This window comes from Nitrosomonas limosa (assembly GCF_054188085.1).
Map to the genome: position 1 here is coordinate 2,615,835 of NZ_CM135180.1, position 16,136 is coordinate 2,631,970.

At 48.1% G+C, this 16,136-nt stretch carries 17 protein-coding genes; 5 read left to right on the forward strand and 12 right to left on the reverse strand.

Annotation, left to right across the window (positions count from 1 at the left end; all coding sequences use genetic code 11):
• Positions 1 to 451 precede the first annotated feature (451 nt).
• Positions 452 to 1,462: an efflux RND transporter periplasmic adaptor subunit gene (locus tag ACV7NC_RS12130; protein WP_458152837.1), complete on the forward strand. Its 1,011-nt coding sequence runs from the start codon at positions 452 to 454 to the stop codon at positions 1,460 to 1,462.
• A 27-nt stretch (positions 1,463 to 1,489) separates the two neighbouring features.
• Here the strand turns inward: ACV7NC_RS12130 and ACV7NC_RS12135 are convergent, their stop codons facing one another.
• The 4 genes from ACV7NC_RS12135 to ACV7NC_RS12150 all read right to left on the reverse strand — a co-directional run bounded on the left by ACV7NC_RS12135 (position 1,490) and on the right by ACV7NC_RS12150 (position 4,577).
• Positions 1,490 to 2,995 (reverse strand): hypothetical protein, encoded by a 1,506-nt coding sequence (locus ACV7NC_RS12135; RefSeq protein WP_458152838.1) that lies wholly within the window; start codon positions 2,993 to 2,995, stop codon positions 1,490 to 1,492.
• A 280-nt stretch (positions 2,996 to 3,275) separates the two neighbouring features.
• The gene (locus ACV7NC_RS12140; protein ID WP_458152839.1) at positions 3,276 to 3,686 is read right to left on the reverse strand and encodes a divergent PAP2 family protein; all 411 of its coding nucleotides are present in this window, start codon (positions 3,684 to 3,686) and stop codon (positions 3,276 to 3,278) included.
• Positions 3,687 to 3,698: 12 nt separating this feature from the next.
• Positions 3,699 to 4,064 carry a hypothetical protein gene (locus ACV7NC_RS12145; RefSeq protein ID WP_458152840.1) on the reverse strand — a complete coding sequence of 122 codons (366 nt, stop codon included), beginning with the start codon at positions 4,062 to 4,064 and terminating at the stop codon, positions 3,699 to 3,701.
• A 45-nt stretch (positions 4,065 to 4,109) separates the two neighbouring features.
• A complete protein-coding gene (locus ACV7NC_RS12150) occupies positions 4,110 to 4,577 on the reverse strand; it encodes a UbiA family prenyltransferase (protein ID WP_458152841.1) in 468 nt (155 codons plus the stop codon).
• 198 nt (positions 4,578 to 4,775) lie between these two features.
• On the opposite strand from ACV7NC_RS12150, the gene ACV7NC_RS12155 reads away from it, so the two are divergent.
• From ACV7NC_RS12155 to ACV7NC_RS12165, 3 genes are read left to right on the forward strand one after another with little or no spacing between them, the layout of a single operon-like run.
• Positions 4,776 to 5,180, forward strand: coding sequence for a GtrA family protein (locus ACV7NC_RS12155; protein WP_458152842.1), 405 nt, complete (start codon positions 4,776 to 4,778; stop codon positions 5,178 to 5,180).
• Complete coding sequence (locus tag ACV7NC_RS12160) at positions 5,177 to 6,478, forward strand: FAD-binding oxidoreductase (RefSeq protein ID WP_458152843.1); 1,302 nt, start codon at positions 5,177 to 5,179, stop codon at positions 6,476 to 6,478. Before ACV7NC_RS12155 ends, ACV7NC_RS12160 begins: the two co-directional genes overlap by 4 nt.
• Before the next feature lies 1 nt (position 6,479).
• Entirely contained in the window at positions 6,480 to 7,232 is a 753-nt protein-coding gene (locus ACV7NC_RS12165) for an SDR family NAD(P)-dependent oxidoreductase (RefSeq protein ID WP_458152844.1), read from the forward strand.
• 260 nt (positions 7,233 to 7,492) lie between these two features.
• On the opposite strand, the gene ACV7NC_RS12170 is transcribed toward ACV7NC_RS12165, so the two are convergent.
• From ACV7NC_RS12170 to ACV7NC_RS12190, 5 genes are all read right to left on the reverse strand, one after another.
• The gene (locus ACV7NC_RS12170) at positions 7,493 to 7,648 is read right to left on the reverse strand and encodes a hypothetical protein (protein WP_458152845.1); all 156 of its coding nucleotides are present in this window, start codon (positions 7,646 to 7,648) and stop codon (positions 7,493 to 7,495) included.
• A gap of 499 nt (positions 7,649 to 8,147) precedes the next feature.
• The gene (locus ACV7NC_RS12175; RefSeq protein WP_458152846.1) at positions 8,148 to 8,378 is read right to left on the reverse strand and encodes a hypothetical protein; all 231 of its coding nucleotides are present in this window, start codon (positions 8,376 to 8,378) and stop codon (positions 8,148 to 8,150) included.
• An 8-nt stretch (positions 8,379 to 8,386) separates the two neighbouring features.
• On the reverse strand, positions 8,387 to 9,688 hold the full coding sequence (locus tag ACV7NC_RS12180) for a cryptochrome/photolyase family protein (RefSeq protein WP_458152847.1): 1,302 nt from the start codon (positions 9,686 to 9,688) through the stop codon (positions 8,387 to 8,389).
• A 15-nt stretch (positions 9,689 to 9,703) separates the two neighbouring features.
• The gene (locus tag ACV7NC_RS12185; RefSeq protein ID WP_458152848.1) at positions 9,704 to 10,612 is read right to left on the reverse strand and encodes a TIGR01777 family oxidoreductase; all 909 of its coding nucleotides are present in this window, start codon (positions 10,610 to 10,612) and stop codon (positions 9,704 to 9,706) included.
• 166 nt (positions 10,613 to 10,778) lie between these two features.
• Positions 10,779 to 11,801, reverse strand: coding sequence for a ribonuclease T2 family protein (locus ACV7NC_RS12190; RefSeq protein ID WP_458152849.1), 1,023 nt, complete (start codon positions 11,799 to 11,801; stop codon positions 10,779 to 10,781).
• Between the two features lie 165 nt (positions 11,802 to 11,966).
• Here ACV7NC_RS12190 and ACV7NC_RS12195 point away from each other — a divergent pair, with 165 nt between their 5' ends.
• The gene (locus ACV7NC_RS12195) at positions 11,967 to 12,758 is read left to right on the forward strand and encodes an adenosylcobinamide-GDP ribazoletransferase (RefSeq protein ID WP_458152850.1); all 792 of its coding nucleotides are present in this window, start codon (positions 11,967 to 11,969) and stop codon (positions 12,756 to 12,758) included.
• On the opposite strand, the gene zapE is transcribed toward ACV7NC_RS12195, so the two are convergent.
• The 3 genes from zapE to ACV7NC_RS12210 are packed head-to-tail and all read right to left on the reverse strand — an operon-like array spanning position 12,751 to position 16,114.
• The gene (zapE, locus tag ACV7NC_RS12200) at positions 12,751 to 13,953 is read right to left on the reverse strand and encodes a cell division protein ZapE (protein WP_458152851.1); all 1,203 of its coding nucleotides are present in this window, start codon (positions 13,951 to 13,953) and stop codon (positions 12,751 to 12,753) included. The genes ACV7NC_RS12195 and zapE overlap by 8 nt on opposite strands.
• A 17-nt stretch (positions 13,954 to 13,970) precedes the next feature.
• The gene (locus tag ACV7NC_RS12205; protein ID WP_458152852.1) at positions 13,971 to 15,344 is read right to left on the reverse strand and encodes an AmpG family muropeptide MFS transporter; all 1,374 of its coding nucleotides are present in this window, start codon (positions 15,342 to 15,344) and stop codon (positions 13,971 to 13,973) included.
• Complete coding sequence (locus ACV7NC_RS12210; protein ID WP_458152853.1) at positions 15,341 to 16,114, reverse strand: exodeoxyribonuclease III; 774 nt, start codon at positions 16,112 to 16,114, stop codon at positions 15,341 to 15,343. The genes ACV7NC_RS12205 and ACV7NC_RS12210 overlap by 4 nt, the downstream gene beginning before the upstream one ends.
• Between the last annotated feature and the right edge of the window lie 22 nt (positions 16,115 to 16,136).

Here is a 16,136-nt window from a genome sequence, read left to right on the forward strand (position 1 = left end):
AAAAAAATTTAACTGGGTTGTGAAATTCTTTAACTTAGTTATCAGTTCCAATAGCCGAAATTTACTGCGTAGGACAGTTCTGAAAGAATAAAATTCGTATAGCAGCGTATTCACAGGCAGGCGGAATTACGAGGAATGTTTTTTCTTTACATGTGCAATACTTCATCATCTATCACGCTATTGTCATAGGTTATTATACAGAACCCTATTATGGTTTTGTGGTTTTCCATTATCGAATTGATGTTAAATTTTAATTCTTGAAGAAGATTTCCGGGTGACGAATCATTATTTTTTGATTGCTGGAATTCACCAGCAATATTTGCAGAATATTAAGTTAATACCGAGGAAAAATGTGATTTCTCTCGGATGTTGCTTGATTATTTTATTGCTCGCTGCTTGCAATGCGAGTGATACAAACCAGTCAAAGGCGCCTTCTAACGCTGCTATCCCAGTGACCTATATTACAGCGCAACCGATTGACCTTCCGGTGAGCCTCGAAACAATCGCGCAGGCGGAAGGCGCGAGAGAAGTGGAGATTCGCCCGCGAGTCAGCGGAATTATCCTCAAGCGCCTGTTTGCGGAAGGATCCGAGGTGGAAGCGGGCCAAACGTTGTATCTCATTGACCCGGAACCTTTCCAGAATGCTTTGGCTGAGGCTAAAGCGGAATTTCGTGAACAGGATGTGCGTGTTATGCGGGCTAAAAGCGATGAGCAACGTCAACGGCAATTATTGGCGCAAAACTTCGTCAGTCAGCGGGCTTATGATTTGGCCACGGCGGATCTGGCGATAGCAGTAGCCGGCTTGCAAGCAGCGAAGGTTCGTGTTCAGCAAGCGGAACTCAATTTGTCGTACACCACAGTCAAGGCCCCTATTCATGGTGTTACGGGCCGGTCGCTTTTCTCCGAAGGCGCATTGGTATCGGCTAATAGCAGCGTGTTAACGACACTGGTGCAATTAACTCCAATCTGGGTACGATTCAGTTTTTCGGATAATGAGTTAACGAAATTCGGCGGTCATTTACATAGCAAAAACGTTGAGAAAGTCATCATGATTTTACCGGATGGTTCGGAGTATCAGCAGGAAGGGGAAATTAATTTCGCCGCCAGTAAAATTGATTCGTTGCTGGGTACGCAACAATTACGCGCAACTTTTGATAATGCCGATCAACGCATTCTACCTGGCCAATTTGTGCGTGTTCGTGTGATTGCAACAAAATCCAGAGCAGTTTTCGTAGTGCCGCAGGTTGCGGTTTTGACTTCTGATTTTGGACGGTATGTTTATGTAATTGATGATGCTAATACGGTTATGCAACGATCGGTGACCGTAGGAGATTGGATCGGCAAGGATTGGATAATCATGGATGGGCTTAAAACAGGGGATCGCGTTGTAGTGGATAACCTCATCAAATTAGCGCCTGGAAAGCATGTGACACCGCAATTAAAAGAAACTGCTTCTTCTTAGGTTACAGATGCATAATACAAATCAGCCTCAAGGCATGATATAAAATTCGCCACTGAATCCGGCAATCGGTATTTTTCTATAGTTGTTGGCTATCGCATATTCGATCAGAGGTTTATTTAATGGGAGCATATCGGCCTCATCATTGGAGTCAATAACTATTGCTGCGGGAGGATCCTTTGAAAGAAGCTCGTGTATACTTTCAGGTGAAGTTCCCACGTAGTGTTTGCGCTGTTCAGCGGTTAAAAAATCACCTACTCGATATAGAAATATGCCTGTCGATAATTTAGGATAGATTGGAAGATTGGTTTCTAGTGCATAGATTGGATGCAGAGTTGCGATCTTGTTATTAGTATCAATATCATTTTCTATAAGAGTTTTCCGTATCATGGTAGAGATATTATGTACTTTTATGCCTGTCCAAGCGTCTACATTAATTAATCGAGAAATAGGCAATACAGTTTGCGGTCCATTGGAAGCCATGATCATTAATACAAGAATCAACATCAATCTCTTTTGAAAATTTGATGTAATTCCCGAGTTCGCAGCGAAAGAGAAGATGAGCAAAATAAGTAGGAAACTTAAAGGAGTGACATAATAATGGGGCCATGAAGGAGTTGGAAGCACGGCGGTTATTGCAGTAATGCAAAATAAGAAAAATGCCAAGTATGCGCCTGCAGGGAATTGTTGTAGAAATTGTTCAAATGATTGCGGTTTTCTGAATGCCATTCCATATGTGCACATAATTCCGAACAGTAAAATCAAATTATCGGACTTAAAATATTGTTTGTGCGCAAATACTATCTTCTTGTAGAGTGACATCGGCCCTTCAAAGTCGGTCGTCCATCGCCATTCTGTGGTGACATTATGAAATCTCAAATTGTTAAATATGAAAGTGTCAATATCAGACATAAAAAGAAGTATAGGCAGCAACCCAACGGCGAGTCCTGCTGAATAACAAAAGAAACTTTTTGCTATGCACTTTCTGACATCACTAGCAGGATCTTTATTGATCGCAAAGTAGTAAATCATTATTGCTACAAACGGGATGACGGCAGTGATATTTGTCAGTCTTGTTCCAATCGCAAGAGCCAGAAATATTCCAGCAATCGTAATTCCGAAATACTTGATTTTATTTTCGAGAAACGAAATATAAAATAAGTAAAAGCTGATAAATGAAAAAGTCACCGGTGCTAGAGTGTTTGTGGCATATCCTGCCGCGCCAGGTGCGCCAATAATCGTAATGTTAAATAAAAAAAGTGTCGTGATGCCGAGAGCAAGAAAACGATCTTTCAGAATTCGCTTTGCGAGTACGAATAAAACAAGGGAAGCAATAAGAAGAAATACTAGGTTGGTTAGTTTTCCGATTAATAAATAATGAGATTCGATGCCAGCTATTCGATAAAAATTCCCAAGAAAAATAGGGAGATATGGTGTTTGTAGGTAAGAAAAGTCTTTGTATAACTCTTCTCCATGTGCAACGAGGACACTTGCGGCAATATACATTTGCTCATCACGCATAACGTCAATGGTCATGCTTATCGCAAATGATCCCAAAATTGCAAACATTAAGATAACAATTATTATTTTAAATTGTAATCTATCATTATTCATTATAAAGGTACCTTTAATATTTTGTAACTACTTACCGGGTCATTACATTTCAATGAGTTGAAGGAAAACCTATAGCTATCGGAATCAGATCTAACCTCCGCTTGCTAATCTTGAATAGCACTAATTTTTATTAACTTACAGTGAATTCTTTATGTAATAGAATCATTGGTTAGGACTAACATCTATTTTATAGTTACTAATCTTAGATCAATATGATAACTGCTGCTACTGCAGTACCCACCAAAACACCCGCAACGATTTCGATACGAGTATGGCCCATGCGTTCTCGCAGGGTTTGGTGATCCGGCATGGCGATCGCCAGCTTGTTGATAACTACAGCGTGCTTTCCAACTTGGCGACGTAGACTATTGGCGTCCAGTATCACAATGAACGCAAGCGTTAAGGCCACTCCAAAAGCGGGATGGGCGATGCCTTCTTTAAGCGCAATGAGAGCGGCCATGCTGCTGACAATAGCGCTATGATTGCTTGGCAAACCGCCATAACCGATTTGACCGAATGCCAGTTGCTTCGCTTTGATGCTATTAATAATAAATTTCAGGCTGCCAGCCGTTAGCCAAGCAAGAAATGGCGTTAATGCATAAGAAAAGTCCATATAGTTATATCCTTAAGCCGGCCAGAGAGCCCAGCTGCAAGCAGCAACCCAAAGCGCAACCGTGAGCAGTAATTGCCAGTCCGTTAATAATGCATCAGTGGGTGATTCGCCACCTTCGAATTTTTCTACGATATACCAATAGCGAAACATCCCGAACAATACCAAAGGTACAGTGATAACCAGTTGGGGTTTGGCCGACATTACGAACATGCTATAGAAAATCAGTGCACTGGTTGCTGAGATTTCAGCATATCGATCTACCAGCGATACCGAGTATTTTTCCAAAACCTTACGGCTTTTAACGCCTATCTGACTCAATTCCTGGCGTCGTTTGACTGCGGCCAGGTAAAGTGCCAAACTGAGGGTGGTAATAAACATCCAGTCCGAAACTGGCACCGACAAGGCGATAGCGCCCGCGTAGACTCAGAGCACAAAACCGATGGCGATCGTGAAAATATCCAATACCGGTTGATATTTTAGTATAAATGTATAGGCCAGGTTGAGAACGAGGTAAACAACGATCACCCATACCACGTTTGAGAAGTAAAACCATCCCCAGATTAATGATGCGTATAACACGCCCAGTGTGAATAATGCAGTGGGAATCGTCACGGTACCGGCTGCCAAGGGGCGTGTTTTGGATTTTTTCGGATGACGGCGGTCATGCTCGATATCATGCAAATCATTGATAATATAAGTGGCTGAGGAAGCCAAACAGAACAGCAATGTTGCCAGTAATGCTTGTTGCACCGCTTCGGGATTAAGAAATTCACCGGTAAACAAAAGTGGGGCTAGGACAAAGCTATTTTTTATCCATTGCTTCGGCCGCATGAGTTTAATTACACCGATCATCTGCTGTGAAAACGTGTAAGTCTGTTTGGTATCGTTCATAGGTATACGCTTTTTGGTCCTGATATTATTGCTGGAGGTAATATTATTCTTTATTGTCAATGGCCATGATTATTGCAGTATTTTTATTAATACTCAAAGTATTAGGATAGCAAATGTAATAAAATAAAGCTTTTTACAAGTTTTCTTTCCATACACTTATACCTGCAAGATCTTGCAGTTTAATTAAAATCTTACTTGATGAAACTGGCAATAACCTATGCGATTCTCGCGCTGATCGCGACTGCAGCGAATATTGGCGCCCAGGATCTGGTCATTCGCGTGTACTCCGGAGCGTTTGATGTCTTGCTATCGGTGGCGATAGGAACCGGGGTAGGGTTAGTGGTGAAGTATGTTCTCGATAAACGGTATATTTTCAACTTTCGTGCCCGTAGCGTGGCGCATGACGGTCAAGTTTTCACGCTCTATGTGTTAATGGGGGTGGCTACAACCTTAATTTTCTGGGGGTTTGAGTTTGGCTTTCACTATCTTTTTGGAACAAAAGAGATGCGTTATTTAGGCGGTGTCATCGGTTTGGCTATCGGCTATTTGACTAAATACCATCTTGACAAGCGTTTTGTCTTTCGCGACAAGGGGGAATCGTGAGAGTAGTTTCCTCTTGGGGTCGTCTCAGCGCACCTCTTCACCGAGTTGTTGTGCTGAATGATCCGGGGAGGGTAAAGAGCATCGTTTCCCGTGAATATCCCTCAGGATTGGCTCATGGCATGGGGCGAAGTTACGGCGACGCTTGCCTTAATCCAGATGGCGTGCTTTGGCTTACTACCGGCCTGGATCACTTCATTGCTTTCGATGATAAAACCGGAAGGCTGGTTTGCGAGGCCGGTGTATTATTGCGAGATATCCAGCGGCTGGTGATTCCGCGAGGCTGGATTTTGCCTGTTACGCCGGGAACACAGCTCGTAACCGTTGGCGGCGCGATCGCTAACGATGTACACGGCAAGAATCACCATCTTCTTGGTTCGTTCGGTGACCATGTTCAGAGAATCAAATTGATTCGTACCGATGGTGAAATAATCGAATGCGGCCCTCAAACTCAACCGGACTGGTTTGCTGCAACTGTTGGCGGGTTGGGGCTGACAGGTGTAATCGTGGAAGCGGAGATTCAATTGCGCCGGATTGCGAGTCCGTGGTTGCAGACCGAAACGATTCCCTATGACAATCTGGATGAGTTTTTCCGGTTGGCCGACGGCTCCGAAGCTGATTGGGAGCATACCGTATCCTGGATTGATTGTGTCTCCGGTGGGGGCGGGCGGGGGCTTTTCATGCGAGGTAATCCATGCGGTCAAAGGCAGCAGACGGAACCCAATAAACGTCAACTAACCATGCCCTTTGTGCCACCTGTTTCGCTAGTAAATAGTTTATCGCTGCGGCCGTTCAATGCGGCCTACTACAATCTCAAGAAATCGAAGGCAGGATCGGAAATCGTGCACTACGAATCTTTTTTTTATCCGCTGGATAATCTTTTGGAATGGAACCGGATGTACGGCCCCAAAGGTTTCTTTCAATACCAGAGCGTGGTTCCACGAGAAGCCGGGCAAGAAGCGATCCGGGCTATGTTAGACGAGATTGCTAAATCCGGTGATGGATCTTTTCTGGCCGTGTTAAAAACTTTTGGCGACAGACAGCCGGTTGGAATGATGAGTTTTCCGCGGCCTGGTGTTACCTTGGCGCTCGATTTTCCGAATAAGGGCGCGAAAACAATGCGGTTGTTTGAGTGCTTGGATGCGATTGTGCGAGAAGCCCGGGGCAGAATCTATCCGGCCAAGGATGCCCGCATGCCGCGAGATTTGTTTGAATCAGGCTATCCGCGGCTCAATGAATTTTTGAAATATCGTGATCCTGGCATCAGCTCGGGACTATCACGCCGCTTAATGGGAGTGTGAATTGAATAATAAGAAACGGATTGTTATCATCGGCGCCACATCGGCTATTGCCGAGCACTGCGTTAGGCTTTGGGCGCAAGAGCAACCGCTGGACTTGACTTTGGTTGGAAGGGATATCAATCGGATAGAACGAGTTGCTGCAGATTTAACTGCGCGTAGTCCCGGCTCTGATATTCATGTGACTCAAGTGGATTTTCTCGATGTTGCTGCCATTCAAGCGGCGGTCGATGAAATTGCCAAGCCGCATGCCATTGATATTGTTTTGATCGCACATGGTTCTTTGCCGGAGCAGGATACCTGTCAGAATGATTTGAAGGCATGCCGCGAAGCGCTGGAGATCAATGGGATTTCTCCGCTGCTGTTCGCCGAGGCTTTTGCGAAGCACATGGCAAAAGCGGATTCTGGAACCTTGGTGCTGGTGGGGTCGGTAGCTGGGGACAGAGGGCGGAAATCCAATTATGTGTATGGCGCGGCTAAAGGTTTGGTGACACGCTATGCGCAGGGCCTGCAACATCGTTTCGCTGGAACCGGTGTTAAAGTTGTTTTGGTTAAACCGGGTCCGACAGATACGCCCATGACTGCTCATCTGAAAGCTCAGGGCGCTAAATTGGCGCCTGTCGAAGAGATTGCGAGAAATATTGTGGACGGCGTTAAACGTGGTCGACCGGTTGTCTATGCACCGCCAAAATGGAGGTTGATTATGTTGATTATTCAGCATTTACCCAATTTTATCTTCCATAAATTGAACATCTAGCGAAATGCTGAGAAATCCAAAGGAAATCAATATAAAGTCAAGATTTTCTAAAAATAGGAGTGACTGCAATAATTATTGCCGCAGCTTATATTATTGATAGGCGGGAGAATAATTTTTTTGAATAACGATGCTTTGGGAGAGGCCGCTTAGGCAAGCAATTTAAGGATCGGGTCTCGTAAATAAAAATATTTAGAGATACCTCTAATAGAAAACGGCCCCTGAAAATTGACAGGAGCCGTTTGGAGTCAATTGGCCAATTATTACTTGGCCCCTGCAGGGGCGCCCAATCTTTCGCCTGATTCAGGATCTTGATATAAGCTTGGTGGTTTATTATATGGCTTAGGTTCGCCACATCCAGATAATGCGGCTGTACTAATAAAGGCTAACAGGACGGCTGCGAAAAGTGTGTATTTCATGAGAGTCTCCTTTGTTATTAAAATAAAAATGTTTATCAACAAATTTAATGTCACGTTGAAACTTCATCAGCTACTAGCCATATCCCAAAAATCTTAATCTGGAATGAGTTTCTCTTTCACAGAGAAAGATCTTCTATTAGAAGATCATTATTATGCAACCTTCGATCTCCTTAACTAGAGAGACATGGTTTCTTAATGAATAAGAAAACGACTTATTCATATTAAGCATAACACTAAAAAAAAAAGGATGGAATTGAAATTCATCAGATAATTGCAGATTATTGATTGTAGTTGCCTAACCAAAAGTAAATTGCCGCTTTGGCGCTTGTAAAGTTTTCTCGTAAGAAACGTTTTTTTGTCATTGATATTACGGAATTAGAATCGAGGTGAGAAGCGCGATTTGATAGCGATCTCAAATGCGATGCGGCTTTGGAGGGAAGTTGAAGGGCAATCAAAGAATTTCAGATTGCCCATGAATCTCGATGGCAAGCTGAGGCGACTATTTTGCGATAACTGGCACCGATACCGGAACGGGATTGGTGACGAAGTCAAAAACCGGCGAATTTTTCGAGAGTGCTTCCAATGTCTTGGCATCGGCATCCAGGACAAACGGTTCGGTGTGCGCGATGTCTTCCGTTCCGCCGCCATAAAATCCATGGATTGCCATTTGATTGTGACCGCCGGATACCCAGCGGTTTCTATGAAGGCGGTTATAAAAAACTTGTTTCATGAAGGCGCTTAACCGACTGCTAGCCGGTAGGCTTTAAGACAGCGTTCGCGCGCAGCTGCGTGATCAACCATCGGCGCCGGATAGGAGAGGGTATGCCAGTCGTGAATCCAGGTTTGGATGTAATCAAAATGCGGGTCGAATTTCTCGATTTGCGTGGTTGGATTAAAGATTCTGAAATAAGGCGCCGCGTCGACACCGCATCCCGCGACCCATTGCCAATTGCCGACATTGCTGGCCAACTCGTAGTCCAGTAATTTTTGCGCAAAATAAGCTTCCCCCCAGCGCCAATCGATTAGCAGATGCTTGCACAGAAAACTGGCGGTGACCATGCGGATGCGGTTGTGCATTTCACCAGTGGCATTGAGTTGACGCATGCCGGCATCGACCAAAGGATAACCGGTAGTACCCTCGCACCAGCGTTGAAACTCGGTTTCATCATTGCGCCATTGGATGCGATCGTAGGGTGGTTTGAAGCTCTTGTTTACTGTCTGCGGGAAATGCCAGAGAATCTGGCTGAAGAACTCCCGCCAGATCAACTCATTGCAAAAACTATCGCTGATATCGAGTGTCTGCTGCACGATTTGACGGATACTGACGGTACCGAAGCGCAAATGCGGTGACAATTGCGACGTGCCAGGCCGAGCCGGGAAATCCCTGCTGGCCGCATAGTTTTGGAGCATATCGACTCTCAACCGGTAAGATGGAACGGTAATTGATGCTCGGACAAAGCCGATATCAGCCAGCGTCAGATTCGGTAATGGTAGTTGCTTGACTAGTCCGGATAATCGCTCGAAGCTCGGATGCGCCGTTAATGCGGTCTGGTTCAGCAACGACCGCCATTTGCGCATGTACGGGGTATATACCACATAGGGATTGCCGTCGTCTTTGACGACTTCGTTTTTTTCAAATACTACCTGATCTTTGAAACTGTAAAACGCTACCGATCGCGCATTGAGCGATTGCCGGACGGCGTCGTCGCGCTCGCGCGCATAGGGCTCATAATCATGGTTGGTGTAAACCGCAGTAACCGGGTACGAATCCATGATGCGCTCGAAAACTTCCAACGGCTTGCCATAGTAGAGTGCAAGCGGGCTGCCATAATCTTGTTCCAGTTGTGTGCGTATCGCTTGCAGGGTGTCGAAAATAAACGTGACGCGGGCGTCGTCGTGTGGCAGCCCGGTGAGGATGCTGGTATCAAAAATAAAAATCGGCAGCACTGCATGACCGGAAGCCAGCGCTTGCGCTAATCCGGCGTTGTCGTGCAAGCGCAAATCACGCCGGAACCAAAAGACAGCAAGCGGTTTAGTCATACGCTGCGAAGCGGCCTACTGCTGCCGGTACAAATCCGCCAGAGCCGCCGGTAAGTCGGTAAATTTGAATTGAAAGCCGAACTCTTTTTGCAATCGTTCCGGTAAGATGCGATAGCTGTTTAACGCCAAAGCCGCTGCCTCACCCAGCACCAGTTTCAGGATAAACGCCGGGGTCGGGAAAAACGCCGGGCGCTGCAATGCGTGACCTAAAGCTTCGGCGAACTCCCGGTAACGCACCGGATTGGGCGCTACTGCATTGACCGGACCTTGATAGCGCGAATCCAGCGCGGCTGCAATGTAAACTGATACGATGTCATCGATATGTATCCACGGTAACCATTGCTGGCCATTGCCGACGGGGCCGCCGAGACCGAGTTTGAAAACCGGCAACAGTTTTTGCAGCATGCCGCCGTGACCCAGCACTACGCCGGTACGGATGCTGACCCGGCGTACACCGTTACTTTCGACTCTGGCCGCTTCTTGTTCCCAATCGTGGCAAACCGTTTGCATGAAACTGAGCTGTTCCGGTATGGTGTACGATTCATCGTAGGATTCGTCATCAGTGCCGGGATAAATGCCGATCGCCGAACCGCAAACAAAGGTATGCAACATATCCGGCGCGGCGGCAACCAGCTTACGGGTGCTGAGGATACGCGATGCATAGATCTCGTGTTTGCGCGCTTTGGTCCAACGGCCTTCGCCCAAATTCTCGCCCATCAAGTTGATGATAACCTGACAATCCTTAACCGCTTCGACAGGGACATCCTGCGTGGCATAGTCCCAATCGAACGCAGGCACACCGAGCTGTTCGCTGGCACGCTTGCCATCGCGGCTCAGCACGGTGAGGATGTGATGCCCCTGCCGCAAGCGCCGTACCAATTGTTGGCCAATGAATCCCGTTGCGCCTGTGATCAGAATATTCATGATTGAAAGTCCTTAAACAGGATAAAGATTTATTCAGAATACGCCTATTTTAGGCTTTTTCAGTTGAGCACGGCTAGTTTCTGAAATGCTTGCCAGCCGGGATGATGAGGTTCACGCGTGAATAATCATGATCCTCATCTTCATCAACGGTCGGTTAGTATCTCAATCATTGACCGATCGCATCAACCAGAAATGTCTCGCCGCAATTCGATTTACCCTGTACCGGCGCGTTTTGTAGAAGTTTCTCCAGATCAATGCCTGGCACCAGTTCGGCGGATAGATTCAATTGGATCTCGATCAGCATGCCTTGGCTGCAACTGAGTTTAATCCGGTCTTTGGCGGCCGGTCCAAGCACTGCAGCAACGCGAGTGATGAAATCTTCGGTGCGAACTTGCTGACCGATTCTGCGGTTCATGAAATAAGCCATGCCGGCATCGTTAAACTGCCGAGTCAAGTCGGCTGCCAAATCGAAGTAGCCTTCCATTGACCACTGAGCGCAGGTGCCGTGCTTGTGCCATTCATGCCGTTCCAGACAAGAGCCGGCGGTTACGCTCGGCATCACTTCGGCTAATGAAGTGTGCGAATCGTTATCCAATTGAACTGCCGGGTAATCGCAGAATTCGTCTTTCTTACTCTTAACCTCGCCGCAGAAACCATATTGCGTGCCACAGCTTTTCTTGTTCGGCCATAAACCATGTAACGTAAAATGTTTGGCCTGATACACTTTGGGATCTGAAATGTTGCATTCTTTTTTATCCGGCTTGGTTTCGCAGAAGGCTGGCTGCCATGATAATGCCAGCACATAGCTATCGCCTTGTCCCGCAGTATTGCAGCTACCGCCATTGCCACCGTTATTACCACCACCTCCACCACCTCCACCACCACCGCTGAGTTGCGCCTGCCCGCAACTGGCATTGATCCAGCGTTCTTTCGGTGTGGCACTCGGCACTACAACCCGAAACCAGCTGGGATTATTGGCGGTCAGCACTTCGATAATATCGTACTTATTGCCGGTCAGAATTTGCGCATTATCCGGATTGGTCGATTTATTTTTTGATACGAAAGCTGGGCACGTTTGCTGTGCGGTAAATTCGCCGGATGCTTTTTCTGCCCACACAGGCTGAAAATAGCTGAGCGCTACAAAAATCAGAAAAACTTGGAAAACGGTGTTTTTTCTAAGAATCATCATGATTGTCTCCTATAAGGCCAGGATTGATTGAACTGCTGGAACAATGCTGGGCTATTATGCGGCATGTGCTACTGACAGGCTATGGTATTTGTCACACAACCGCGATGCAATGGTATTGACGCCGCCTCTAGCCAAAAAAACCGCATACCGCTACACTCAGTTGCCATGACGACTCCGTCGCACCTTCCTTCCCCAAAGCATTCCTTTCTTAAACAAGAATGGCGCGGCTTGCTGCTCGCAATCGGTTTTTTTACACGCATCCCGGTACCGGCATTGCCGGATTTTCACGAACAGGAGCTGAACACGGCTGCCAAGTATTTTCCGCTGGTGGGCATTATCGTAGGTTTTTTTGCAGCTATTGTTTACCTGCTGACCAGCGAAGTGTTACCGCAAGACATTGCGGTACTGCTCAGCATGGTTGCGACGATATGGCTTACCGGCGCTTTCCACGAAGATGGCTTGACCGATGCAATCGATGGTCTCGGCGGCGGCTGGGAGAAAGAACAAGTACTGCAAATCATGCAAGATTCCCGTATCGGTAGCTATGGCGTGGTGGGTCTTGTGATGGTGCTATTGCTGAAATTTACCGCATTGAACCATTTTTCACCGCTACTGGTGCCGGTGTTATTGATCGCGGGCCATAGTTTGAGCCGTTTATGCGCGGTGCTGGTGATGGCAACGCAGCGCTATGTGAAATATTCGGGTAAATCCAAACCCCTTGCGACCAGCATGCCGCTTACTCATCTTGCCGTTGCCGCTCTATTGGGTTTGTTACCGTTGCTGTGGCTGCCGCCTTCCTGGTATTGGGGTATTGTTCCCGTGGCGGTTATGTGGGGGTGGTTTAGCCTTATCCTGAAAAAGCGCATCGGCGGCTACACTGGCGATTGTTTAGGCGCCATGCAACAGTTGACCGAAGTTTCCTTTTATCTGGGTGTACTGGCATTCGCCGCTATGTAATGGTTTTGCCGTGACCTCTTGCGAGATAAGCTTCCGACTGCATTTCGGTTAAACGTGAAACGGTGCGTTCAAATTCAAAACCGATGTCGCCGCCGGTATACAGTTCCGGTAATGGCACGGCCGCGGAGCAAAGGAATTTGACACCATGTTCATACAATGCATCGATCAAATGAATAAAGCGCCGCGCCTGGTCGCTGTTTTGTTCGTTGAATTGCGGGATCGCGACCATGATCACGGTGTGATAAGCGCGGGCGATGGCGAGATAATCGGCAGTGCCGAGCGGATTGGCGCACAGCCGCTTAAACGAGAATACCGCGACGCCGCGGGCTGACTTAGGCACGAACAAAGTCCGGCCTTGCACATGCAGCTCTTCGCTCGGCACCTTGTCGCGGTCTTTGATTTGGCGGTCGGTTAAACGAAAGAAAATCGTTGCCAGCTGCATGCTGGTTTCTTCGTTCACCGGGTAGTAATAGGTTTGCGCGCCTTGCAGCCGGTCGTAACGATAATCGACCGGGCCTTGCAGAGGAACAATTTCCAGTTTCTCCTTCACTTGCTCGATAAATGGCAAAAACCGCTGGCGGTTCAAACCGTTTTTGTACAATTCATCCGGCGGCCGGTTAGACGTTGCAACGACGATCACGCCTTGTGTGAACAATTCTTTGAACAACCGCGTGAGCACCATGGCGTCGGCGATGTCGGTCACTTGGAGTTCGTCGAAACACAATAATCGCGCTTCCTGGATGATTTTTCGAGCAATGAACGGCATCGGATCGTCGTCATTGGCACGCCCGCCTTGCTGTACTTTCTCGCGTGAGGAAAGCTCGTGCCAGGTTTTGAGGCGATCGTGAACATCGAGCATGAATTCGTGAAAATGCACGCGCCGTTTCGATGTGATCGGCGTCGCGGCATAAAACAAATCCATCAGCATCGATTTACCGCGACCGACACCGCCGTAGAGATAAATGCCTTTCGGAACCGGTTTGCCGGTGTTGAGCCAACCAAACAAAACGGTGGACCAGTTGGATTTGGATCGTTCCCCGCGCGCGCTGTTAAGCGGTAAATCGACCAGTTCCTGGTGCAAGCGCTCTAATGCATCGACTGCATTAGTCTGATCGGCGTCCGGTTTCAGTTCGCCGGCCTGGATTAACGATTGGTATTCGGTTTTAGGGCTTGTTGTGTGTGAAACTTCAGACATATTAAATGCAGCAATATCTAATCGGTGATGGTAAAAGTCGCTTGCCCGGCGAGCCAGACCAATACCAACACCGGTAAACCCAAAATGGCAGTGGTTATGAAGAATGTTTCATAACCATAAGCATCGACAAATTGCCCGCTGAAACCGGCGATGAATTTAGGCAGCAGCAACATGACCGAACTGAATAATGCGTATTGGGTAGCCGAGTAGGCTGAATTGGTTAAGCCCGACAAATAAGCGATAAATGCGCAGGAAGCGATCCCGGCGGACAGATTGTCGGCGGAAATGGTAAAAATCAAACCGCTGACATCGTGGCCGCGTCCTGCCAGCCAAACAAATAATAAATTGGTGGCGGCGGATAATACCGCGCCCAGAAACAAGGTGCGCATGACGCCGATTTTCGCGGTGAGCACGCCGCCGATCGCAGCGCCCACAATCGTCATGATGACGCCGTAGACTTTGGAAATGGTAGCAACCTCGTCTTTGCTGTAACCCATGTCGACGTAAAACGGATTGCTCATGACACCCATGACGACGTCGGAGATACGGTAGATCGCAATCAAGCCGAGAATCAGCAGCGCTTTGCGGCCATGCCGAACAAGAAAATCGCGGAACGGCGCGATCAACGCACCGTACAACCAAACCAATAACGCTTTGACACGCTCGGGTAAGCGCCAATGCGCCAGCGTGCGCTGCGCGATTTGCTCGTTTTCGCTGACGGTGCGGCTATAAGGCACATCCGGTTCGCGGATGATGAGCGTAGTGATGATGCCGACCGCCATGCTTGCCGCCATGATCAAATAAGCGAAGCGCCACGGCGCGTGATCGTACACATCGGCGCTGACATCGACCGCCGCCGCGATCCACAATACTCCGGCGGAAGCCAGAATCATCGCAACGCGGTAACCGGCTTGATAAGTCGCCGCCATCGCACCTTGCAGTTCCACCGCGACCGCTTCGATGCGGTAAGCATCCAATGCGATGTCCTGTGTCGCAGACGCAAACGCCACGGCCAACGCGAAAAACACCAAGTGCTGAAGGTTCATAACGGGATCGGTCATGGCCATCCCTACTAAAGCGCCAGCAATGACGATTTGCGATAACAATAACCACGCACGCCGGCGCCCCAATAGCGATGTCAGCAATGGCAGCGATAACCGGTCGACCAGCGGCGACCATAGCCATTTGACACTGTACGCCAGTCCGATCCAGCTTAAATGGCCGATAGTGGTGCGATCGATGCCCGCTTCGCGCAGCCAGAACGACAGCGTGCCCATGATCAGCAGCAGCGGCAATCCAGCGGAGAAACCGAGCGACAGCATGCCAAGCACGCGTGGATGGGTATAAACCCGCAACGCTTGCAACCAACTGGCAGATGTCGAGGCAGTCATAGGGTATGGTCGTAATCAACGATCAGCGGCGCGTGATCGGAAAACCGCTCGTCTTTGAAGATTGAAACGCTCCGTGCAGTTTGTGCAATCTCAGGCGTGGCGATCTGATAATCGATGCGCCAGCCGACATTTTTCGCCCAGGCCTGTCCGCGGTTCGACCACCAGGTGTATTGCTCGGGTTCGCTGTTCAGGCGGCGGAACACATCAACAAAGCCGATCTGGTCGAACACATTCGTCAGCCACGCGCGTTCTTCCGGCAGAAAACCGGAATTTTTCTGATTCGAGCGCCAGTTTTTCAGGTCGATTTCCTGGTGCGCGATGTTCCAGTCGCCGCACAAGATGATTTGCCGCTTGCTTGCCATCAGGCTTTGCAACACCGGAAAAAAATGCTCCATGAAATAAAACTTCGCCGCCTGCCGGTGCTCGCCGCTCGAGCCGGACGGCAGATAAATCGACACGATGCTCAAATCCCCGAAATCCGCTTGCAGATAGCGCCCCTCAGCATCGATATCCGCAACGCCAACGCCCTCGACGATGCGATCCGGTTTTTTGCGCGTATAAATACCCACGCCGCTATAGCCTTTCTGCTCGGCACAATGAAAATAACCGTGATAACCGTCCGGTGCTTGCATTTCGGCGGAAAGATCGGGTAACTGCGCTTTCAATTCCTGCACACAGACCACATCCGCGGTTTGTTGGGCCAGCCAGGGGAAAAAGCCTTTCTTCGCCGCCGCACGGATGCCGTTGAGGTTAAGCGTTATGATTTGCATGATTTGGAAATACCGTAGGGTG